General features: G+C 65.3%; 21 protein-coding genes. 11 read left to right on the top strand and 10 right to left on the bottom strand.

All coding sequences use genetic code 11. The features are described 5' to 3' along the window. Positions 1-91 precede the first annotated feature (91 nt). The 3 genes from NOF55_RS19005 to NOF55_RS18995 all read left to right on the top strand — a co-directional run bounded on the left by NOF55_RS19005 (position 92) and on the right by NOF55_RS18995 (position 2,963). Positions 92-862, top strand: a complete 771-nt coding sequence (locus tag NOF55_RS19005) for a class I SAM-dependent methyltransferase (protein ID WP_306412696.1) — start codon at positions 92-94, stop codon at positions 860-862. A gap of 63 nt (positions 863-925) precedes the next feature. Then, positions 926-2,032 (top strand): histidinol-phosphate transaminase, encoded by a 1,107-nt coding sequence (gene hisC, locus NOF55_RS19000; RefSeq protein ID WP_306412695.1) that lies wholly within the window; start codon positions 926-928, stop codon positions 2,030-2,032. 1 nt (position 2,033) lies between these two features. Then, positions 2,034-2,963 carry a prephenate/arogenate dehydrogenase family protein gene (locus tag NOF55_RS18995; RefSeq protein WP_306412694.1) on the top strand — a complete coding sequence of 310 codons (930 nt, stop codon included), beginning with the start codon at positions 2,034-2,036 and terminating at the stop codon, positions 2,961-2,963. Positions 2,964-3,038: 75 nt separating this feature from the next. Here the strand turns inward: NOF55_RS18995 and NOF55_RS18990 are convergent, their stop codons facing one another. Further along, a complete protein-coding gene (locus tag NOF55_RS18990) occupies positions 3,039-4,049 on the bottom strand; it encodes a DUF2125 domain-containing protein (protein WP_306412693.1) in 1,011 nt (336 codons plus the stop codon). A gap of 96 nt (positions 4,050-4,145) precedes the next feature. Here NOF55_RS18990 and NOF55_RS18985 point away from each other — a divergent pair, with 96 nt between their 5' ends. Next, positions 4,146-4,727 (top strand): gamma-glutamylcyclotransferase, encoded by a 582-nt coding sequence (locus tag NOF55_RS18985; protein ID WP_306412692.1) that lies wholly within the window; start codon positions 4,146-4,148, stop codon positions 4,725-4,727. Positions 4,728-4,805: 78 nt separating this feature from the next. Next, positions 4,806-7,436, top strand: coding sequence for a TIGR02302 family protein (locus tag NOF55_RS18980; RefSeq protein WP_306412691.1), 2,631 nt, complete (start codon positions 4,806-4,808; stop codon positions 7,434-7,436). A gap of 190 nt (positions 7,437-7,626) precedes the next feature. Here NOF55_RS18980 and NOF55_RS18975 read toward each other — a convergent pair whose 3' ends face one another. The 3 genes from NOF55_RS18975 to NOF55_RS18965 all read right to left on the bottom strand — a co-directional run bounded on the left by NOF55_RS18975 (position 7,627) and on the right by NOF55_RS18965 (position 9,417). Continuing rightward, entirely contained in the window at positions 7,627-7,986 is a 360-nt protein-coding gene (locus tag NOF55_RS18975; RefSeq protein ID WP_306412690.1) for a response regulator, read from the bottom strand. Between the two features lie 180 nt (positions 7,987-8,166). Further along, positions 8,167-8,721, bottom strand: a complete 555-nt coding sequence (gene hpt / locus NOF55_RS18970; RefSeq protein ID WP_306412689.1) for a hypoxanthine phosphoribosyltransferase — start codon at positions 8,719-8,721, stop codon at positions 8,167-8,169. Positions 8,722-8,757: 36 nt separating this feature from the next. Further along, a complete protein-coding gene (locus NOF55_RS18965; protein WP_306412688.1) occupies positions 8,758-9,417 on the bottom strand; it encodes a hypothetical protein in 660 nt (219 codons plus the stop codon). A gap of 217 nt (positions 9,418-9,634) precedes the next feature. Between NOF55_RS18965 and ftsE the strand changes: the two genes are divergently transcribed. The 4 genes from ftsE (at position 9,635) to NOF55_RS18945 (ending at position 13,012) form a co-directional block, all read left to right on the top strand. Continuing rightward, positions 9,635-10,294, top strand: a complete 660-nt coding sequence (ftsE, locus tag NOF55_RS18960) for a cell division ATP-binding protein FtsE (protein ID WP_306412687.1) — start codon at positions 9,635-9,637, stop codon at positions 10,292-10,294. Positions 10,295-10,349: 55 nt separating this feature from the next. Continuing rightward, positions 10,350-11,300, top strand: a complete 951-nt coding sequence (locus NOF55_RS18955) for a cell division protein FtsX (RefSeq protein WP_306412916.1) — start codon at positions 10,350-10,352, stop codon at positions 11,298-11,300. A 111-nt stretch (positions 11,301-11,411) separates the two neighbouring features. Beyond that, the gene (locus tag NOF55_RS18950) at positions 11,412-12,116 is read left to right on the top strand and encodes a YdcF family protein (protein WP_306412915.1); all 705 of its coding nucleotides are present in this window, start codon (positions 11,412-11,414) and stop codon (positions 12,114-12,116) included. A 74-nt stretch (positions 12,117-12,190) separates the two neighbouring features. Beyond that, on the top strand, positions 12,191-13,012 hold the full coding sequence (locus NOF55_RS18945; protein ID WP_306412686.1) for a lysophospholipid acyltransferase family protein: 822 nt from the start codon (positions 12,191-12,193) through the stop codon (positions 13,010-13,012). A gap of 15 nt (positions 13,013-13,027) precedes the next feature. On the opposite strand, the gene NOF55_RS18940 is transcribed toward NOF55_RS18945, so the two are convergent. The 4 genes from NOF55_RS18940 to argH all read right to left on the bottom strand — a co-directional run bounded on the left by NOF55_RS18940 (position 13,028) and on the right by argH (position 16,544). Continuing rightward, positions 13,028-13,471, bottom strand: coding sequence for an acetyltransferase (locus NOF55_RS18940; RefSeq protein WP_306412685.1), 444 nt, complete (start codon positions 13,469-13,471; stop codon positions 13,028-13,030). 66 nt (positions 13,472-13,537) lie between these two features. Next, positions 13,538-14,806: a diaminopimelate decarboxylase gene (lysA, locus tag NOF55_RS18935; protein ID WP_306412684.1), complete on the bottom strand. Its 1,269-nt coding sequence runs from the start codon at positions 14,804-14,806 to the stop codon at positions 13,538-13,540. A gap of 18 nt (positions 14,807-14,824) precedes the next feature. Then, a complete protein-coding gene (lptM, locus tag NOF55_RS18930) occupies positions 14,825-15,019 on the bottom strand; it encodes an LPS translocon maturation chaperone LptM (RefSeq protein WP_306412683.1) in 195 nt (64 codons plus the stop codon). Between the two features lie 121 nt (positions 15,020-15,140). Continuing rightward, positions 15,141-16,544, bottom strand: coding sequence for an argininosuccinate lyase (argH, locus tag NOF55_RS18925; RefSeq protein ID WP_306412682.1), 1,404 nt, complete (start codon positions 16,542-16,544; stop codon positions 15,141-15,143). Between the two features lie 27 nt (positions 16,545-16,571). Here argH and tlpA point away from each other — a divergent pair, with 27 nt between their 5' ends. Beyond that, positions 16,572-17,243 carry a thiol:disulfide interchange protein TlpA gene (gene tlpA / locus NOF55_RS18920; RefSeq protein WP_306412681.1) on the top strand — a complete coding sequence of 224 codons (672 nt, stop codon included), beginning with the start codon at positions 16,572-16,574 and terminating at the stop codon, positions 17,241-17,243. A gap of 204 nt (positions 17,244-17,447) precedes the next feature. Further along, positions 17,448-18,161, top strand: a complete 714-nt coding sequence (locus NOF55_RS18915) for a DNA helicase (protein ID WP_306412680.1) — start codon at positions 17,448-17,450, stop codon at positions 18,159-18,161. A gap of 6 nt (positions 18,162-18,167) precedes the next feature. On the opposite strand, the gene NOF55_RS18910 is transcribed toward NOF55_RS18915, so the two are convergent. Further along, positions 18,168-19,049 carry a 3-hydroxybutyryl-CoA dehydrogenase gene (locus tag NOF55_RS18910; RefSeq protein WP_306412679.1) on the bottom strand — a complete coding sequence of 294 codons (882 nt, stop codon included), beginning with the start codon at positions 19,047-19,049 and terminating at the stop codon, positions 18,168-18,170. Between the two features lie 64 nt (positions 19,050-19,113). Next, the coding region (locus tag NOF55_RS18905) for an electron transfer flavoprotein subunit alpha/FixB family protein (RefSeq protein ID WP_306412678.1) at positions 19,114-20,022 on the bottom strand (909 nt) is incomplete at its 5' end.

Here is a 20,022-nt window from a genome sequence, read left to right as displayed (position 1 = left end):
TGCAAGCTTTCTCTCCGTTTCAGGGAGGTTACGCCGGAAATGTAGTGGTTCGGGCCTTGAAGTCCAACCTTTCTCTGGTAGCGTCGGGGCAATGCACACCGATATCGTCGATCTCAGGCAGTTCTATTCCTCGCGGCTCGGCCACCTCGCGGAGCAGTCGATTACCGCAGCGCTGCGGACCGTGTGGCCGCGCCTGCCGGACGAGCGGCTCGTCGGCCTCGGCTATGCCGTGCCCTTTCTCGACAGCTTTTTCGAGGGAACCGAACGCACCTTCGCCTTCATGCCCGCCCCCCAGGGCGCGGTGAACTGGCCGGTGGGCGCGAAGTCCGCGACGGCGCTCGTCTTCGACGAGGAACTGCCGCTGCCCGACGCGTCGATAGACCGCGTTCTAATGGTCCATTGCCTGGAATTCGCCGAAAATCCCGTCGAGACGCTGAAGGAGATCTGGCGGGTGCTGGCGCCCGGCGGGCGCCTCGTCATCGTCGTTCCGAACCGGCGAGGATTGTGGGCGCGGCTCGAACACACGCCGTTCGGCTCCGGGCGGCCCTATTCGCGCGGCCAGTTGACCGGGCTGCTGCGCCAGACGAATTTCACGCCCGGCGCCTTCGCCGAGGCGCTGCTTTTCCCGCCGTCGCCGCACGGCTACATGCTGAAGCCGTGGCGGACGCTGGAGGCCATCGGTCGCAGGCTTTGGCCCGCCTTTTCCGGCGTGACCGTCGTCGAGGCGCAGAAGCGGCTCTATCAGGGCCTGCCGGTTGCCGCGCGCGCCTCGCGCCGCGTTTTCGTGCCCGTTCTTTCGCCACAGGGCGTGCCGACCACAAGAATGCCGGTTTCTCTCGACAAACGGCCGTTTCGGGATTAATCCCGGCGGCACCATCCGGGCCGCCGAACGTCTGGCGGCCGGCCATCCCGAAGGTTGAGAACGATGACTGCCCAGAAGACCAAGCCCGCGCCCCGCCCCGGTGTCATGGATATCGCCGCCTACGTGCCGGGCAAGGAGCATGCGCCGGGCGTGGCGCGGGTCTTCAAGCTTTCGGCGAACGAGACGCCGCTGGGGCCGAGCCCCCGGGCCATCGAGGCGTTCAGGGCCGCCGCCGGCCAGCTCGAGCGCTATCCGGACGGGCAGGCGAAGGAACTGCGCGAGGCGATCGCCTCCACCTTCCGGCTCAACGCGGCCAACATCCTGTGCGGCAACGGTTCCGACGAGCTTCTCGGCCTGCTCTGCCACGTCTATCTCGGCCCGGGCGACGAAGGCATCGTCACCGAACACGGCTTTCTGGTCTACAAGATCCAGATCATGGCCGCCGGCGCGACGCCGGTGACGGTGAAGGAAAGGGATTGCCGCGTCGACGTCGACGCGATCCTCGCCGCCGTGACGGACAGGACCAGGGCGGTCTTCATCGCCAATCCGGGCAATCCGACCGGCACCTATGTGCCCGTCGCCGAAATCCGCCGGCTTCACGCCGCGCTGCCGCCGCATGTGCTGCTGGTGCTCGACGCCGCCTATGCGGAATATGTTCGCCGCAACGATTACGAGGCGGGACTGGAACTCGTCTCCTCCTGCCAGAACGTCGTGATGACCCGCACCTTCTCCAAGGCCTACGGACTTGCCGCACTGCGTCTCGGCTGGCTTTATGCGCCGGAGCACGTCATCGACGCGCTCGACCGCGTGCGCGGCCCGTTCAACATCAGCGCCCCGGGCATCGCCGCCGGGGCGGCGGCGATGCGCGACCAGGCCTTCATCGAGCAGGCCGTGGCCTACAATGCGCTTTGGATCGGCCGGCTTGCCGAGGCCTTCGAGGCGTTAGGCCTCAGGGTCACGCCGTCGGTGGCGAATTTCGTGCTGATCCATTTTCCCGAAGAGGACGGCCGGCGTGCGGCGGATGCGGATGCCTTCCTGACCGCGCGCGGCTACATCCTGCGCGCCGTCCGGTCCTACGGTTTCGACAATGCGCTGCGCATGAGCGTCGGTCCCGAGGAGGCCAATCTCGGCGTGATCGACGCGCTGCGCGAATTCATGGGGCGGGCCTGACATGAGCGAAGCTCCGTTTGAAAAGATCGCGCTGATCGGCATCGGCCTGATCGGCTCGTCCATCGCCCGCGACGTCAAGGCACTCGGACTGGCAGGCGAGATTTCGGTCTCGACACGCAGTCCCGATACGCTGAAGCGCGCCGAGGAGCTGGAACTCGGCACCTCCTACACGGCTTCGGCGGCGGAAGCGGTGAAGGATGCCGATCTGGTCATCGTCTCGGTGCCGGTCGGCGCCTCCGGCGCGGTTGCCGAACAGATCGCCCCGACGCTGCGGAAAGGGGCGATCCTGACGGATGTCGGCTCCACCAAGGCGTCCGTCATCGCGCAGATGCAGCCGCATGTGCCGGAAGGCGTTCACTTTATTCCCGGCCACCCGCTGGCGGGGACGGAAAAATCCGGTCCCGACGCCGGTTTCGAAGGGCTGTTCGCCGGCCGCTGGTGCATCTTCACGCCGTTGCCGGAAACGGACAGGACCGCGCTCGACAGGCTGCGCGGCTTCTGGGAGGCGCTCGGCAGCCGCGTCGACGAGATGGACCCGCAGCATCACGACAAGGTGCTGGCCATCGTCTCGCACCTGCCGCACATCATCGCCTACAACATCGTCGGCACGGCGGACGATCTGGAGGCGGTCACGCAGTCGGAAGTCATCAAATATTCGGCCTCGGGTTTCCGCGACTTCACCCGCCTTGCTGCGTCCGACCCGACCATGTGGCGCGACGTCTGCCTGCACAACAAGGACGCCATCCTCGAAATGCTGGCGCGGTTTTCCGAGGATCTGGCCTATCTCCAGCGGGCGATCCGCTGGGGCGAGGGCGACAAGCTTTTCGATCTCTTCACCCGCACCCGCACTATCCGCCGCTCCATCGTCGAGGCCGGGCAGGATGTGGACGAGCCGGACTTCGGCCGTCACGGCGCGGCCAAGAAGTCCTGATTCCGGTCGAACCCGTTGTTCTTGCGCATTTCCCGGCGCAAGACCGCTTTACGCTTTTACCGGAAATGCTCTCGATCAGAGCGGCGGGATCTCGCCGACGGGAATGAAGCCGGCGACGAAGACCTGGCCGTCTCTCACGGTCAGGTCGAGGGAAAGGTCCGTATCGCCCTTGGTGTAGCTGCGGATCAGCGAGCCGACCGTTTCGATCAGGGGCGCGGCTTCCGGCAGGGCCTGCTGCGCGGCCTCGATCCAGGCCGCGACATTCTTTGCCTCGATCCTGAATTTGCCGGAGATGCGCCCGGCATCGTCGACGGAAAACGGGCCGGTGACGACGATGTCGCGGCCTTCGCCGAGGCGGGCGGCGAAGCGCCGGATCTCGCCGTTCGTCCCATAGAGCGCCTGCCGGTCCAGGCGGCCTGCGAGATCGCCGCGCCCGTCGACGGTCAGGGCCGCGTCCACCGTCAGCGGCGGCAGCGGCAGCGCGACGCCGTTTCGCGCCAGTTTCGCCTCCTCCACCGTGACGCCGGCGACAAGGTCGCCGCTTTCCCCGTCGAGGGAGCCGGTGAAGCGGTTTGCCGTGGCCTGAAGGCCGTTGCCCCTGCCTGGGTCTGTGAAGTTGGTCTTCAGGGCATCGGCCTCGACGCGGATGGACTGCATGCCGTTCAGGCCGAAACCGACCTCGCTTGCCAATGCGCTCCATTCGCTGACGAGCAGCCCCTGGACCGAGCGGATTTCCGCCGGCCCGCTGAAGGTGGAGCGGACGCGATCGGGGGAAAACATCGAAATACGGGCCTCGGCCGGCCCGAGCGTCGTGGAGATGCCGTGCTCCACATCGTCGACCTCCAGCGCCGAACAGTTCAGCGTCATGGAAAAGGGAAAGCCGCCGGTGGTCATCCGCCGGCAGTCGATGCTCCGGCCCCTGTCGTCCTGACCGGCAAGGGCGGCCAGCAACTTCCCGCGCAGGTGGGAAGCGGCGAGGTGCCATCCGCCCGCATAGACCGCTGCGAGGGCGGCGAGCGCCCCGACGGCCAGCAGCCACTTGCGGCCCGATGCCTTGCCGCCGGCTGCGGGTTGCGTTACCTCCATGTCATGCTTCCTTCCGTGGGTCGTTGGCCGGCCTGGGTCTTTGCCTCAGCCTTGTTATAGGGCGAATCAATCGGATTTCACGAATTGGCGCGCGAAATGGACGAATTTTGGGTCTTCGGGTACGGTTCCCTGATGTGGAATCCGGGTTTTCCCCATGTGGAAAGCGCAAAGGCGCGGCTTCGCGGCTACCGTCGCTCGCTCTGCATCTATTCCTGGGTGCATCGCGGAACGGAAAGCCATCCCGGCCTGGTGCTGGGGCTCGACCGCGGCGGCTCCTGTTCGGGCGTGGCCTTTCGCGTCGCGCCCGAGGAATGGGGCAGCGTGCTCGCCTATCTGCGGGAACGCGAACTCGTCACCAATGTCTACAAGGAAAAGCTGCTGACGCTTTCGCTGGCGGACGGGCGCCGGGTGGGGGGGGTCGTCTATGTCGCCGATCCCGCCCATGCACAATATGCCGGTTCGCCCGAAACGGAGGTCGCCGCGCGGATCGTCGATGCGGCCTCGGGGATCTCGGGGCCAAACGACGCCTATCTCTTCAACACGCTGACGCAGTTGCGGGCTATGGGCATCCACGACCATCTTCTGGAAGAGATCGCCCGCCATGTGGAAAATCTCCGCAGCAGCGGTGCCGGGCGTTCACATTCCGGCGAAATGCACGCAAACGGCGCGAAAACATGAGGCGCGACCTCGCCTTCGCCACAAAGGGTGTTATCCTCCCGACTTCAAGGCACGCCTTTGCATGGATAGGAGAACCGCATGAACGGTGACAGCCGGCAGAAGGAGCGTTCGGTCGCAAGCGCATTCGCCGCGCGACCCGGCCTTGCCCGGCAGCTCGCGTTCAAGAGAGTGACGGCGAGGGCGATCCTGTTTTTCGAGAGGTTGCTGCCGAGGCTGATCGTCCCGGCCTCGATCGCGGCCGTGTTCGTCTCGCTCGCCTGGTTCGGCGTGTTCCGCATCCTGCCGGACTGGGCGCGGATCGTTCTTCTCGCAGGGCTGGCGCTGTCCTTCATCGGTTCGCTCAGGCCGCTGTTCCGGCTGGAATGGCCGGATGCGCATGCCGCCGACCGGCTGCTCGAGGAGCGGAACGGACTTGCGCACCAGCCTGTGGCCGCGCAGGAGGATCGTCCGGCCAACGATACGCCTTTCGCGCGGGCGCTGTGGCGCGAGCACCAGATCCGCATGGCGGAGCGCATCGCGACGCTCGACGCCGGCATGCCGAGCCCCGACCTGTCGCGCTTCGACCGCAACGGCTTGCGCGCCGCGCCGGTGCTGCTTCTGGCCGCGGCCTTCGGCTTTTCCTTTTCGAACGGCGCCGGCCGTCTGATGGATGCCTTCGTCTCGCCCGGCGCGGGCAGCGCCGTCGATCCCGGCCTGCGGATCGACGCCTGGGTGACGCCGCCTTCCTATACCGGCCGCGCGCCCGTCTATCTGACCGCGCGGGCCGAGGCCGGCGGCGGGCCGGCGGAAGTGCCGGAAGGCTCCGAACTGACGGTGCGGATCGCCGGCGAGGGCAAGGGCGAAGTCCTGACCTTCACCTCCGCTTCGGGTGGCGACGATGTGACGCTCGATGCTGCCGAAGCCCCTGCGCCGCAAGGCGCGGCGGCGAACGCCGGCGCCCGCAGCTATGGCATGACGCTCGAGGAGGACGGCGTTCTGGCCGTCAACGGCCAGAGCTGGGCCTTCACCGTCATTCCCGACAAGACACCGGAAATCGCCTTTGACGGCGAGCCGCGCGTCAGCGTCAACGGCGCTCTCGAAATCGGCTTCATGACGCGGGACGATTACGGCGTGCAATCGGCCCGGGCGGACATCGAGCCGGTCGAGGAGCCACTGCCGGGCGCCAAGCCGCTGTTTCCGCCGCCGGACTACAAGCTCGACCTGCCGCGGCGGGGCAATGCCACGATCAAGGGGCTGACCAGCCGGAACCTGACGGAGCATCCGCTGTCGGGAACGCGCGTGCGCGTGACGCTGGTGGCCGTCGATGCCGCGGGACAGGAAGGGCGCAGCGAACCCTATGAGATGACCATGCCCGCGCGGCGTTTCTACGAGCCGCTGGCGGCGTCGGTTTCCGAGCAGCGGCAGACCTTCTCGCTGGATACGTCGGCCCTGCCGCGCGCCATCGAACTGAACGAGGTGCTGGCGCTGCGCCCGGAGGAGACGATCCCCAACCTCAAGAATTTCCTGCTGATCCGCTCCGCGCTGGGACGCATGGAGACGGCCCGCACCGAGGATGACCTGAAGGGGGCCGCCGACTATCTCTGGGAGATCGCGCTGGGTCTCGAGGACGGCGATCTTTCGATGGCCGAGCGGCAGATGCGCGACGCCCAGAAGGCGTTGTCCGAAGCGCTCGAACGCGGCGCCTCGGAAGAGGAGATCGCCCGGCTGACCGCCGAGTTGCGTCAGGCGATGGAACAGTATCTGTCCGAACTGGCGCGGCAGATGCAGCAGAACCCGAACATGCAGGGCCGGATGGCGGAAAACACGCTGCGCCAGCAGGATCTGAACCGCATGCTGGACCAGATCGAGAATCTGGCGCGGTCCGGCAACAATGACGCCGCCCAGCAGCTTCTTTCCGAATTGCAGCGCATGATGAACAACCTGCAAGCCGGGCGTCCGAACCAGCGCCCCGGCCAGCAGCAGGACAACAGCCCCATGCGCCAGCAGATCGACAGGCTGGGCGAGTTGATGCAGGAGCAGCAAAGGCTGATGGACCAGACGTTCAATCTGGAGCAGCAATTGCAGAACCGCATGATGGAAAACGACGAACTGGGACAGGACGGCGACCTCTTCGACCGGCCCGACCAGCAGCAGGGCCAGAACGGCGACCCCCAGCAACAGCAGCAGGGCGAGGGCGGTCAGATGACCGAGCAGCAGCTTCGCGACGCGTTGAAGCAGCTTCGCGAACAGCAGGATGCGCTCGGCCGCAAGCTGGAAGAACTGCAAAAGGGGCTGGCGGACATGGGCATGCAGCCGGGCGAGGGCTTCGGCGAGGCCGGCGAGCAGATGAAGGGCGCGGGCGAGGCGCTTGGCGAAGGCGAGGGCGGCCGTGCCGTCGAAGGCCAGGGCCGGGCGCTTGAGGCGCTGCGTCGCGGTGCGCGCGACATGATGAACCAGATGATGCAGGCCATGCAGCAGGGGCAGGGCCAGGGCGAGCAGGGCCAGCAAGGACCGGGCATGGTGGGCCAGGGCAACCAGAACGGCCGCGACCCGCTTGGCCGTCCGCGCGCCACGTCCGGCCCCGAGTTCGGCGATCAGGTGAAGGTGCCGGACGAGATCGACGTGCAGCGCGCGCGCCAGATTCTCGAATCCATCCGCGAGAAGCTCAGCAACGGGCTGGGCGGCGAGATCGAGCGCCGTTATCTGGAGCGGCTGCTGGACCTGCAATGACGTCCGGCACACGAGGCGGAAGGCCCGGGCGATGGCCGGGCTCAGACTGCTGACAAACGGCTCCTCGCTCTCTTCGTCATGGTCGGGTCAAGCCCAAGGGTGACGAAGGAGAGCATTGTTTGTCGATACACCGGGGCCTGGTCAGAAAGCCGGGCTCCAATCGCTCTTGCGCGGGCGAGGTGTCGTCGGTTCAGGCCGCCAGGGCGCGGGCGACGGCGCGGCGGATGTCGGGGAGCGCGAAGGGCTTCGGCACGACGTCGACGATCTTTTCCATCAGGTCGTCGGCGCGTTCGCGCTGGTCGGCGAAGCCGGTCATCAGCAGGATGCGCAGGCCCGGATGGTCGGCGGCGGCGCGGTGCGCCAGTTCGATGCCGTCCATGACGGGCATGCGGATGTCGGAGAGCAAAAGGTCGAATTCTTCCTCGGCAAGCCGCTCCAGCCCTTCAGCCCCGTCGGCGGCTTCCATCGTGATGTGGCCATCCAGCCGGAGTGCGCGCGCCACGAAGGTGCGCAGGGTATCTTCGTCTTCGGTGATCAGGATTTTCGCCATGATGGCTGCTCCGCTTGTTCTGTCTGCGGGCGCGCGTCTCATGCCCGCCCGGAACCGGCATGGCCGGTACGAGGGGCAGATCACCAGAGTTTCCTTGTCGATCGGTAAATATTCGCACGGGCGTGCTGGCCGTGGTTAACGGGCTATGACCTCGGCCATGCCGGAAATGACCCTGCGGGTTCAGCCTTGCGCCGGTGCGTCGCCCGTTACCTTGCCGACGAAGGGAAGCTCGCGGAAGGCGTAGGCAGCGTCCATGCCGTAGCCGACCACGAAATCGTCCGGGCACTCGAAACCGACATAATCGGCCTCCAGCTTTTCCTGGCGCTTGACGCTCTTGTCGAGCAGGACGGCGATGGAAACGTTGCGGGCGCCGCGGGAATAGAGCAGCTCTTTGGCGAAGAGAAGGGTGCGGCCGGATTCGAGAATATCGTCGATCAGCAGCACGTCGCGATCCTTCACGTCGCTGTCGATGTCCTTGACGATGCGGACCCCCTTGGAGACGGTGCCGGCGCCATAGCTGGAAAGCGTGATGAACTCGACTTCCGGCGCAAGGCCGCTGTCATGCAGGGCGCGGATAAGGTCGGCGGCGAAGATGAAGGAGCCCTTCAGGATCGCGATGACCAGAAGATCTTTGACCGGGCCGGCGGCAATCTGTGTGGCAATCGCCTTGTTGCGTTCGGCGATTTGCTCGGCGGAAAAAAGCGGCTCGATGATCTTTCCACGGACAACAGGCATGCAGGGCTCCTCGAATTTACGCCCTGCTTACCATAATCACAGGCCCGGAACATCCTTCGCACCGAAGGAAAGCTTCAGTTCCGGCGTTTTTCCACCGGGGTGAGCGATGCGTGCGACGAAGCCGTGGCTTTGTCCCGGTTTGACGCTGGCGACGGGGGGATCGATGACGAGGCTGGCGACCCGCGCTTCGCCGGCCATCAGTTCGGCGCGGATCGGCGGCACCTCCATCGTGGTGTGGCCGCGGTTCTCGACGATGCCGTTGACGATCAGGAGCGGCATTCCGTTCGCTTGCTGCGGCGTCAGGTTGGCATGGGTGATGACGAGCGGCCGGGGCGGTGCTGCCGGCGTTTCGGCCGGGAAGAAGCCGGAGAGGCCGCCGGCGAGAACGAAGACGCCGACGCAGGCAGCAGCGACCAGCGCCGAAAAGCCGTCCGTCGAGAGTCTGGCCAGACGTTTTTCCAAGCGTTCGGCAAGTGTACGGGCGATTTCCAACGCGGATGGGCGGCGCGGTGCGGCTTGGCGGTTGTCGTTACGGCGCGGGTCTGCGGCGGCGGGCTCGCGGATGGTGATGAATTCGGCCTCGACGACGGGTTCGGAGGCTCTGGTGCGCACGCGGCGCTGCCGGGCGCGCGGGACTTCGGGAGCCAGAATGTCGTAGGCGAGGGCTTCGTGTCTGCGGGCGTTGAAAGCGGTCATCAGGGCCTTTCGCCTTTCTCCTCCCGCTTTCGCCTGTTGAGGCGTGACCGGAAGGCATTGCAACAAAGTCTCGCCAGACGTAAATAAAAATGGTTAACGCTTCGGTAACGTCGCCGGTATGAACCGGGCAGGTCGGCGTTCGGGCCGTGTCGGAGGACGCGGCTTGCAGGTGCAGGCTTCAGAACAAGGCCGGAAGGAACCGGGGAACGGGCGCCCATTGATTCATTTCGAAAATGTCGGTCTGCGCTACGGGATGGGGCCGGAGATCCTGAAGGATCTGACGTTTACCATTCCCAAGGGCTCCTTCCAGTTCCTGACCGGGCCGTCCGGCGCGGGCAAGACGACGCTTTTGCGCCTGATGTTCCTGTCGCTGAAGCCGACGCGCGGCCTCATCCGCAGCTTCGAGCGCGACATTGCCCGCATTCCCGTGAGCGAGCTGCCGATGCTGCGGCGGCGCATCGGCATCGTCTTCCAGGACTTTCGCCTGCTCGATCATCTGACCACCTACGAGAATGTCGCCCTGCCGCTTCGGGTTCGCGGCAAGGAGGAGGTCTCCTACCGCAAGGACGTCATCGAGCTTCTGAAATGGGTCGGGCTCGGCGAGCGCATCAATGTGCTGCCGCCGGTGCTTTCGGGCGGCGAGAAGCAGCGCACGGCCATCGCGCGCGCGCTCATCGACCGGCCCGAGATCCTGCTGGCCGACGAACCGACCGGCAATGTCGATCCGCCGATGGCGCGGCGGCTGCTCAATCTCTTCCTCGAACTCAACCGGCTCGGCACGGCGGTGGTGATCGCCACCCACGATCTCGGCCTGATGGATCAGGTCGACGCCCGCCGCATGATCCTCACAGACGGACGGCTGGATATCTATGAGTGACCGTTCCGACCCGAAGGATGTCAGGCAGGCAACAGGCCCGGCCCGGCGCCGGGAGATGCAGGTGCGCCCGACAGGGCCGATCCTGCCGTCCTCGAACATCCAGGGCAACGCGCTGATGGTGGTCATCGCCATCATGGCCTTTCTCGCCTGCCTGACGCTCGGCGCCGTCAGCATGGTGCGGGCGACGGCGGCGAGCTGGCAGAGCCAGATTTCCCGCGAGGTGACGATCCAGATCAAGCCGGACGATTCGCTCGACATGGACCAGGCGCTCAACCGCGCCAGGGATATCGCGCTCACCTTCGTGGGTACGCGGGAGGGGCGGGTTCTGGACGACGCGGCCACCGCGCGCCTGCTCGAGCCGTGGCTGGGAACCGGCCTGCAACTGGACGAACTGCCGGTGCCGCGCCTCGTCGTCGTCACCATCGACGAAAGCAATCCACCCGATTTCGCGGCGATGCGCGCGCTGTTGCAGGAGGAGATACCGCAGGCGTCGCTGGACGACCACCGGACATGGGTCGACAGGCTGGTTTCGATGGCGCGGACGACGGTGCTGATCGGCATGGGGGTGCTGGCGCTGGTCTTCACCGCGATGATCCTGACGGTCGTCTTCGCGACGCGGGGGGCGCTTTCCGGCAACCGCCACATCGTCGAGGTCCTGCATTTCGTCGGGGCCGAAGGGCGGTTCGTGGCCAGCGAATTCCAGAAGCATTTCCTGAAGATCAGCCTGAAGGGCTCGGCGGCGGGCGGATTTGCCGCCGCGGCCGTCTTCGCGGTGCTGGGCTTCTGGCAGCGGCACACCGTGGCGACGCCCGAAAGCGATCAGGCGTCCGCCCTGTTCGGCCAGTTCACCATCGGCTTTTCCGGCTACATGGGCGTTTTCGCGACGATGATCGTGATCGCGCTGATCACCACCGTGACGGCGCGGCTGACCGTCATGCAGACCATTGCCGAGATCGACAGCATCCGTTCCGATCCGGCGCGACTCGATGGATTGCCGAATGGCTGAGGTTTCGGCAAGCTTGGCGGACAGGGAGAATTTTCGGTCAACCGTCTGCTGTCCGCCGCAATCAGCGGCTATGGATCGATGATGGAATCACACGAGTCGAAGCACGAGGAAATGGGTGCCGCACCGCCGTCCGGCGTGGCGGACGGCCTCTTTTCAAGGCGCAGTCCGCTTCGGCGGACCGTGCGCGTGCTCGGCGCCATTTTCATCCTGTGCCTCGGCATCCTGTTCGCCGGCTTCCTGCGCTTTGCCGATTCCGTCGTTTCGCTCGCGCCGCCAACAACGCCCCGGGCGGACGCCATCGTTGTGCTGACGGGCGGATACCAGCGGATCGATCAGGCCGTGAACCTGCTGATTTCGGGCGCCGGGGAGCGGCTCCTGATTTCCGGCGTCAATCCCGGCACGTCCGCCGCCCGTCTCAGCAAGCTGACCAGAAGTTCGAGCGCGCTGTTTTCCTGCTGCGTCGACATGGGCTATCAGGCGCTGGACACGATCGGCAATGCCGCCGAAACGGCGCGCTGGATTTCCGATCACGGCTATCGCAGCGTCCTCGTGGTGACGAACAACTATCATATGCCGCGCAGCCTTCTCGAACTGCGCCGGGCCGACCCGGATACCGATTTCATCGCCTATCCGGTGGTCAACAGCGATCTCAAGGTCAAGAACTGGTTCATCGATCCCGACGCCCTGCGCACGCTGCTTTCCGAATATGCCAAGGTGACGGTGGCCACGGTCCGCGACCTGATCGGCCTGCGTTCGTCGCCGGGGCTGCGCGATCCGCTGGCCACGGGCGGCATTACGGGTGCTTCTTCCCTTTGAAGCGGCTTTTTCTCGGTGGCGATATCGTGTAGGCACGGGGCGTCGCCCGTCGAGGCATTCCGGAAAATCGCGTCATGATCCTTCTGCGTTCGGTCCTGTTCCAGCTCGCCTTCTATATCAACATCACCGTGCGGATGATCGTGCTCAGCCCGATCTACTTCCTGATGCCGCGCTCCTATCGCATTCCGAAGGCCTGGGCCGCATCCTCCAACCGGCTGATGGGCTGGATCGTCGGCGCGACCTTCGAGATCGAGGGGCTGGAGCATCTTCCGAAGGGACCGGCCATCATCGCGCCGAAGCATCAGTCGGCCTGGGATACGTTCATGCTGCTGCCGTGGATGCACGATCCGGTCTATATCCTCAAGCGCGAGCTGTTCTGGCTGCCCCTGTTCGGCTGGTACATGAAGAAGCAGCGGCTCATCCCGGTGAACCGGGCCGCTAAGGGCCGCTCGATGGCGGATGTGATGGCGAGAACCTCGGCGGAGCTTGCGACCGGGCGCCAGCTCATCATCTATCCGGAAGGCACGCGCCGTCCGCCCGGCGCCGAGCCGATCTACAAGCACGGCATCGGCCGGCTTTATCGCGAGCTTCAGGTGCCCGTCGTGCCGGTCGTCATGCATCCCGGCCTGTTCTGGCCGCGGAATGCGTGGTTGCGCTATCCCGGCCATTTCAAGGTGAGGATCCTGCCGCCCATCGAAGCGGGGCTGGCGCAGGACGTGTTCATGCAGACCCTTGTGGACGTCATGGAAAAGGCGAGCGACGCGCTTCTGGTCGAGACCGCCGCCGCCAATCCGCACCTGACCCTGCCGCCGAGTGCCGTGAAGCGGCTTGCCGAGCTGAAGGATGTCACGCCGGAGAATGATGTTTCGTGCGATCCGGCCGGCACGCGCTCGTGAGGACGGGGACGGTGTTCAGCCGCCGGGCTGGAACCGCAGGTGCAGCAATGGATAGGGCCGTCCCTGACCATCCCGCTCGGATCGTCCCATACGCTTGAAGCCGATCCGCTCGTAGAAGCCGACAGCCTGAACGTTCTGCTCGTTCACATCGGTCGTCAGGGCGGGATGCAACGCGAGAGCGTTCTGCACGAGTTTCCTGCCGACACCTTTTCCGTGATGGTCCGGATCAACGAAAAGCGCTTCCATGTGCCCGTCGTGCAGGTACATAAAGCCGACGGGCCGCTTCGAAGGGTCGATGGCGAGTATCAGTTCCACCTGCGGAAAAAAGGCGGCGAGTTCCCTTTCTATTGCGGCTCTATCGTCCGGCGTCAGGAAGGCATGGGTGTCATCGACGGCCTTGCGCCATATGTCCATGATGCGGTCGGCGTCTTCGGGAGCGGATGGACGGAGATCAAACATAAGATGCTTCATGCTTTCTGCGCCGAAGGCCATATCGGGTCATCATTTATCGATCCGACCGACCGCTTATGTCAGCCAGCCCGGTATGGAATCGAGGCCGATCAGCTCGTCGTAGGTGCCGCGCGGGCGGATGACGTGGAATTCGTCGCCCTTCACCAGCACTTCCGGGACGAGGAGGCGGGAATTGTAGGTGTTCGACATCACCGCGCCGTAAGCGCCGGCGGAGCCTGCATAGAGCAGGTCGCCGGGCGCGGGGCGGGCGAGTTCGCGGTCGAGGCCGAGATAGTCGCCGGTCTCGCAAACCGGGCCGACGATGTCGGCGCGGATGCGCGGGGCATCGGGCTTCGGCTGAACGACCGGGCCGATCTCGTGATACGCCTCGTAGAGCGTTGGGCGGATGAGGTCGTTCATCGCCGCGTCGACGATGACGAAATTCTTCTCGTCGCCATCCTTCACGAAGACGACTTCCGTCACCAGGATGCCGGCATTGCCGACGATCAGGCGGCCCGGCTCGCACACCACCTTGCAGCCGAGGCCCTTCAGCTGGCGCAGGACGGTTTCGGCATAGGCGTCCGGCAGCGGTGGCGGGTCGTTATCGGCCTTGTAGGGAATGCCGAGGCCCCCGCCGATATCGACATGCTCGATCGTGTGACCGTCGGTGCGCAGCGTCTCGACCAGTTCGCGCAGCAGGGCGAAGGCGTCCTCGAAGGGTTGCAGATCGGTGATCTGGCTGCCGATGTGCATGTCGATGCCGGTGATCTCGATGGCTTCCAGCTCCGCCGCGCGGGCGTAGGCCTCGCGGGCGTTCCTGAAGGAGATGCCGAACTTGTTCTCCTTCTTGCCGGTGGAAATCTTGGCATGGGTGCGGGCATCCACATCCGGGTTGATGCGCAGCGACACGCGCGCCTTCTTCCCGGCTTTCAGCGCGCGGGCGTTCAGCACTTCCAGTTCCGGCAGGGATTCGACGTTGAAACAGTAGATACCGACCGACAGCGCGAAATCCATTTCATGCGCCGTCTTGCCGACGCCCGAGAACATGATGCGGCCGGCGGGAACGCCGGCGGCGAGCGCGCGGCGCAGCTCGCCTTCGGAAACGACGTCCATGCCCGCGCCGAGCCGCGCCAGCGTCTTCAGCACGGCGACGTTGGAATTGGCCTTCAGCGCATAGCAGACCAGCGCATCGGCATCCTTGAACGCATTGGCGAAGACGCGGTAGTGGCGCTCGATGGTGGCGGTCGAATAGACGTAGAAGGGGGTGCCGACGGCCTTTGCGATTTCGGGGACCGGTACGCCTTCGGCATGGAGCACGCCGTTGCGGAATTCAAAATGGTTCACGGCTTTCGTCCTGTCGGATCAAAGAAGGGGATCGAGAATGAAGGGCCGGTCCTGAACGGCGGGTCTGGTGTCGTTGCCGCGGCGGTTGAGTTTTTCGGTCGGCGTGGACGGCGGATCGAGTTCGCCCTTGCGCCCGCAGCCGGAGAGGGCAAGGCCCGCGGCGGCGAGAAGGCCGAGAGAAAGCATGACGGTGCGAAAGGATCTCGAAGACATGGGGCTCACTGTCCGGCGGCTGGAACTGCGTTGAACACGGATTGGCGTTACGCTTGGTGATAAACAAAAACAGGGCGCTTGTGCATCCTGTTTCTGTTGATGCGTCGTTCTCGAAAACTGATCAGTTGCGCGCGCGCCACCAGGCGATCTGCTTTTTGACTTCGGCCGGCGCGGTGCCGCCGAAGCTCTTGCGGCTGGCGACCGATGCCTCGACCGTCAGAACGTCGTAGACGGCCTTTGTGATGTCGGGGTGGATGCCCTGGAGCTCCTCCAGCGAAAGCTCGGCCAGATCGCAGCCCTTGCTTTCGGCCAGCGCGACGGCGCGGCCGGTCACATGATGGGCGTCGCGGAAGGGAAGGCCGGCCTCGCGGACCAGCCAGTCGGCGAGATCCGTGGCGGTGGAGTATCCGGAGCCGGCGGCGGCCTTCATGCGGTCGGTGCGGACGGTGAGGTCGCGGACCATGCCGGTCATGGCGGCGATCGCCAGTTCCAGGCTTTCGGCGGCGTCGAACACCTGTTCCTTGTCTTCCTGCATATCCTTGGAATAGGCGAGCGGCAGGCCCTTCATCACCGTCAGGAGCCCGACCAGCGAACCGTTGATGCGGCCCGTCTTGGCGCGCACCAGCTCGGCGGCGTCGGGGTTCTTCTTCTGTGGCATGATGGAGGAGCCGGTGGAGAAGGCGTCCGACAGGCGGATGAAGCCGAATTGCGGCGTCGACCAGATGACGATTTCCTCCGCCAGGCGCGACAGATGCGTGGCGCAGATCGCCGCGGTGGACAGGAATTCCAGCGCGAAATCGCGGTCGGAGACGGAATCGATCGAATTGCGGGTCGGCTCGCGGAAGCCGAGCGCGCGGGCCGTCAGGTGCCGGTCGATGGCATAGCCGGTGCCGGCGAGAGCCGCCGCGCCCAGCGGGCTTTCGTCCAGATGGTCGATGGCGTGGCGGACGCGGTTGCGGTCGCGGCCGAACATCTCGACATAGGCCATGCAATGATGGCCGAATGTCACGGGCTGCGCGGTCTGGAGGTGGGTGAAGCCGGGCATGACCGTGCCGGCATGTTCCTCCGCGCGGTCGAGAAAGGCCTCGATCAGGCCTGTCAGCGCCCTCTCGGTCTTCATCAGCTCTTCCTTGACCCACAGGCGGAAATCCACCGCGACCTGATCGTTGCGCGAGCGGGCGGTGTGCAGGCGGCCGGCGGCCGGGCCGATGAGGTGGGCGAGCCGCGCCTCGATGTTCATGTGGATGTCCTCGAGCTGGCGCGAGAACTCGAAATTGCCGCTTTCGATCTCGGTGCGGATCGTCTCCAGGCCGGTCACGATCTTTTCACGATCCTCGGAGGAGATGATTCCCTTCTCCGCCAGCATGGTGGCATGTGCTATAGAGCCACGGATATCCTGATCGAAAAGCTTCTTGTCGAAACCGATGGAGGCATTTATCTCCTCCATGATCGCGTCAGGGCCGGAAGCGAAGCGACCGCCCCACATCTGGTTGGAGGAATTGGTGTCCTTGGTTCCATCGGCCATTGGCTTTTGCCCATCCTGGAGAATGACATGACGAAGAAAAGGCCGCTCGGGCTTCCCTCCGTGAGACTGGTTGTTGTCGCGGCGCTCGCCGGCCTGACAGCCGGGGCCGTTGCGGTATACGTGAAGCGCACCGGGTCTGGCAACACGGATGCGCCGGCGATGGCCGCTTCCGGGCAGTGTCAGGCCACGAAGGCGAAGGCTGCGACGCTGAAACCCTTCCTCAAGGGCGAGGTGGCGACCATGACGGCGGTCGACGATCCGCGCCCGCTTTCCGCCATCGCCTTCAAGGGGCCGGACGGCACGGACAGGACCCTTGCCGACTTCAGGGGCAAGACCGTGCTGTTCAACCTCTGGGCCACCTGGTGCGTGCCCTGCCGCAAGGAGATGCCGGCCCTCGACGCGCTGGAGAAGGCAAAGGGTGGCGACGATTTCGAGGTGGTTGCCGTCAATATCGACGTCGGCTCCGACGAGAAGCTGCGCACATTCCTCTCCGAAACCGGGGTCGCCTCGCTCGCCTACTATCGCGACGATTCGATGGGCGTGTTCAATGCGGTGAAGAAGGAGGGGCTCGCCATCGGCCTGCCGGCCACGCTTCTGTTCGATGCCGAGGGGTGCCTGACGGCGGCCATGAACGGCCCCGCCGAGTGGGCGGGTGCCGACGCCTTCGCCCTGGTGGATGCGGCGGTGAGGGCGAAGTAGCCGGAAGCGTGTCTTCTGTATCCGTGCGAACCGGATTTTCAATCCGTGAGGATTCGATTATGCTGTGATTTCGGCACAGCCCATGCCTCCCCCCTCCGTTTCGGGAAAGCAGCATTCCTGTAGGGCTCTTCGATCACCGAACCGACTGTTCGAGCGAAAGCATGCGGAGGGATTGCGAATGTTGCTCGCGATAGGAGGTTATCAATGGAACTTTCGGCGTCTATCCATCGCCTGAAGCGCAAGGCACGGCTGCTGGCCCGCGAACAGGCCATTCCCCTGCATGAAGCGCTCGACCGCATCGCCTTGCAGGAGGGCTACCGCAGTTGGAGTCTGCTGGCGGCCAGACACGCCGCAATCGCCCCGGCAACCCGATTTTCCCGGCGGCTGAGGGAAGGCGACCTGGTTCTCCTCGGTGCCCGGCCGCGCCAAGGCAAGACCCTGATGGCGCTCGAACTTGCCGTCGAGGCGATGAAGTCCGGCAGACGCAGCATCTTCTTTACGCTGGAATATACGGAGAAGGACATTCTGGCGCGGTTCCGCGCCATCGGGGTGGAGCCGGCGCATTTCGGCGATCTGTTCGCCTTCGACTGCTCCGATGCCATCAGCGCCGATTACATGATGGCCACGCTGGAAACGGCGCCGGCAGGTACGCTGGTCGTCGTCGACTATCTTCAACTGCTGGATCAGAGACGCGACACGCCTCCGCTTGCCTTACAAGTCGGCAGGCTGAAGCTGTTCGCGCGCCAGCGGGGGCTGGTGATGGTCTTCATTTCCCAGATCGACCGGCTGTACGATCTGTCCACGAAGCCCCATCCCGGCATCCAGGACGTGCGGCTTCCGAACCCGCTGGACCTGACCTTGTTCGACAAGGCCTGCTTCCTGCATGAGGGCGAAATCCGGTTCCACATGCCGGGTTAGGGCGGTTCAGCGGGTGGGCACGGGCGTTTCGCCGCGGTAGTCGTAGAAGCCGCGTCCGGCCTTGCGGCCCAGCCATCCGGCCTCGACATATTTCACCAGCAGCGGGCAGGGACGGTACTTGGAATCGGCCAGCCCGTCATGGAGAACCTGCATGATCGACAGGCAGGTGTCGAGACCGATGAAATCCGCGAGCTGAAGCGGCCCCATCGGATGGTTCGCGCCGAGCTTCATGGCGGTGTCGATGCCATCCACGGTGCCGACACCCTCGTACAGCGTGTAGATGGCCTCATTGATCATCGGCAGAAGGATGCGGTTGACGATGAAGGCCGGGAAATCCTCCGCGACCGTCACGACCTTGTCGAGGGAGGCGACGAAGGCCTTGGCCGTTTCGAAGGTCCGCTCCTCGGTCGCGATTCCGCGCACCAGTTCCACCAGCTTCATGACCGGGACAGGGTTCATGAAGTGGATGCCCATGAAGCGTTCGGGGCGGTCGGTGGCCGCCGCAAGCCGGGTGATCGAGAGAGACGAGGTGTTGGTAGCGAGAATGGCGGCGGGATTGAGGACCGGGCAAAGCTCGGCGTAGATCTTCCGCTTGACGGTCTCGTCCTCCGTCGCCGCCTCGATGACCAGATCCATCGGGGCGAGATCGCCAAGGCCGGTGGAACCGGTGATGCGCGACAGCGCGGCCTTGCGGTCGTCCTCCGCGATCTTTTCGCTGGCGACCTGCCGGGCCAGATTGCCGTTGATGGTGGCGAGCGCGGCCTCGGTGCGATCCCGGGAGAGATCGTAGAGCGTCACGTCATAGCCGGCGAGGGCTGCGACATGGGCGATGCCGCAGCCCATCTGCCCCGCGCCGATCACGCCGATTTTCGTCATGCCGGTGGTCATGGCCGTTCCTCCCTGAAGTCCGTCCGGGAGCGGGGAGGGCTGGCCGCCCCGCTCCCCGTTTGAATCACAGCGCCTTTTCGAGTTCGGGCAGGGCCTCGAAGATGTCTGCGACGAGGCCGTAGTCGGCGACCTGGAAGATGGGGGCCTCCTCGTCCTTGTTGATGGCGACGATGACCTTCGAATCCTTCATGCCGGCCAGATGCTGGATCGCGCCCGAGATGCCGGCGGCGATGTAAAGCTCCGGCGCCACCACCTTGCCGGTCTGGCCGACCTGCCAGTCGTTCGGAGCATAGCCGGCATCGACCGCCGCGCGCGATGCGCCGACGGCGGCGCCGAGCTTGTCGGCCACCGGCAGGATCACCTCGTTGAATTTCTCCGCAGACCCCAGCGCCCGGCCGCCCGAGATGATGATCCGCGCAGCCGTCAGCTCCGGACGTTCCGACGCCGCGATCTCCTCCGAGACGAAGCGCGAAGCGCCCTTGTCGCCGGCGGACGCCACGGCCTCGATGGCCGCCGAGCCGCCTTCGGGCGCCACGGCGAAGGAGGCGGTGCGAACGGTGATCACCTTCTTCGCGTCGGTCGACTGAACCGTCTGGATGGCATTGCCGGCATAGATCGGCCGCTTGAACGTGTCGGCGGAGACGACTTCGACGATTTCCGAAACCTGCATCACGTCGAGAAGGGCGGCGACGCGCGGCAGCGCGCTCTTGGCGATGGAGGTCGCCGCTCCGAGGATGACGTCATAGGACGGGGCCAGCGAGACGATCAGCTCGGAAAGCGGCTCCGGCAGGCCGTTGGCGTAAGCGGCATCGTCGGCCAGAAGCACCCTGGAAACGCCGGAAAGCTGCGCGGCGGCTTCGGCGACGGCCTGCGCGCCAGAGCCGGCGACCAGCACATGCACCTCGCCGCCGAGCTGCGAGGCCGCCGTCAGCGCCTTGGCGGTCTGTTCGGAAAGGGCTGCATTGTCGTGTTC

Origin of the sequence: Ectorhizobium quercum, assembly GCF_026552795.1 — a bacterium.
Taxonomy (GTDB): domain Bacteria; phylum Pseudomonadota; class Alphaproteobacteria; order Rhizobiales; family Rhizobiaceae; genus Ectorhizobium; species Ectorhizobium quercum.
The sequence above is the reverse complement of the archived record's forward strand: the minus strand, read 5'-3'. Positions and strand labels throughout refer to the sequence as shown.

Coding starts and splice junctions, on each gene's coding strand:
- NOF55_RS18965 (WP_306412688.1), bottom strand. CDS start 9,417: ATGACCGCTTTCAACGCCCGCAGACACGAAGCCCTCGCCTACGACATT.
- NOF55_RS18910 (WP_306412679.1), bottom strand. CDS start 19,049: ATGACCACCGGCATGACGAAAATCGGCGTGATCGGCGCGGGGCAGATG.
- hpt (WP_306412689.1), bottom strand. CDS start 8,721: ATGCCTGTTGTCCGTGGAAAGATCATCGAGCCGCTTTTTTCCGCCGAG.
- tlpA (WP_306412681.1), top strand. CDS start 16,572: ATGACGAAGAAAAGGCCGCTCGGGCTTCCCTCCGTGAGACTGGTTGTT.
- argH (WP_306412682.1), bottom strand. CDS start 16,544: ATGGCCGATGGAACCAAGGACACCAATTCCTCCAACCAGATGTGGGGC.
- NOF55_RS18995 (WP_306412694.1), top strand. CDS start 2,034: ATGAGCGAAGCTCCGTTTGAAAAGATCGCGCTGATCGGCATCGGCCTG.
- NOF55_RS18950 (WP_306412915.1), top strand. CDS start 11,412: ATGGGTGCCGCACCGCCGTCCGGCGTGGCGGACGGCCTCTTTTCAAGG.
- hisC (WP_306412695.1), top strand. CDS start 926: ATGACTGCCCAGAAGACCAAGCCCGCGCCCCGCCCCGGTGTCATGGAT.
- NOF55_RS18990 (WP_306412693.1), bottom strand. CDS start 4,049: ATGGAGGTAACGCAACCCGCAGCCGGCGGCAAGGCATCGGGCCGCAAG.
- NOF55_RS18975 (WP_306412690.1), bottom strand. CDS start 7,986: ATGGCGAAAATCCTGATCACCGAAGACGAAGATACCCTGCGCACCTTC.
- lptM (WP_306412683.1), bottom strand. CDS start 15,019: ATGTCTTCGAGATCCTTTCGCACCGTCATGCTTTCTCTCGGCCTTCTC.
- NOF55_RS18915 (WP_306412680.1), top strand. CDS start 17,448: ATGGAACTTTCGGCGTCTATCCATCGCCTGAAGCGCAAGGCACGGCTG.
- NOF55_RS19005 (WP_306412696.1), top strand. CDS start 92: ATGCACACCGATATCGTCGATCTCAGGCAGTTCTATTCCTCGCGGCTC.
- NOF55_RS18940 (WP_306412685.1), bottom strand. CDS start 13,471: ATGTTTGATCTCCGTCCATCCGCTCCCGAAGACGCCGACCGCATCATG.
- NOF55_RS18945 (WP_306412686.1), top strand. CDS start 12,191: ATGATCCTTCTGCGTTCGGTCCTGTTCCAGCTCGCCTTCTATATCAAC.
- NOF55_RS18985 (WP_306412692.1), top strand. CDS start 4,146: ATGGACGAATTTTGGGTCTTCGGGTACGGTTCCCTGATGTGGAATCCG.
- NOF55_RS18980 (WP_306412691.1), top strand. CDS start 4,806: ATGAACGGTGACAGCCGGCAGAAGGAGCGTTCGGTCGCAAGCGCATTC.
- NOF55_RS18955 (WP_306412916.1), top strand. CDS start 10,350: ATGCAGGTGCGCCCGACAGGGCCGATCCTGCCGTCCTCGAACATCCAG.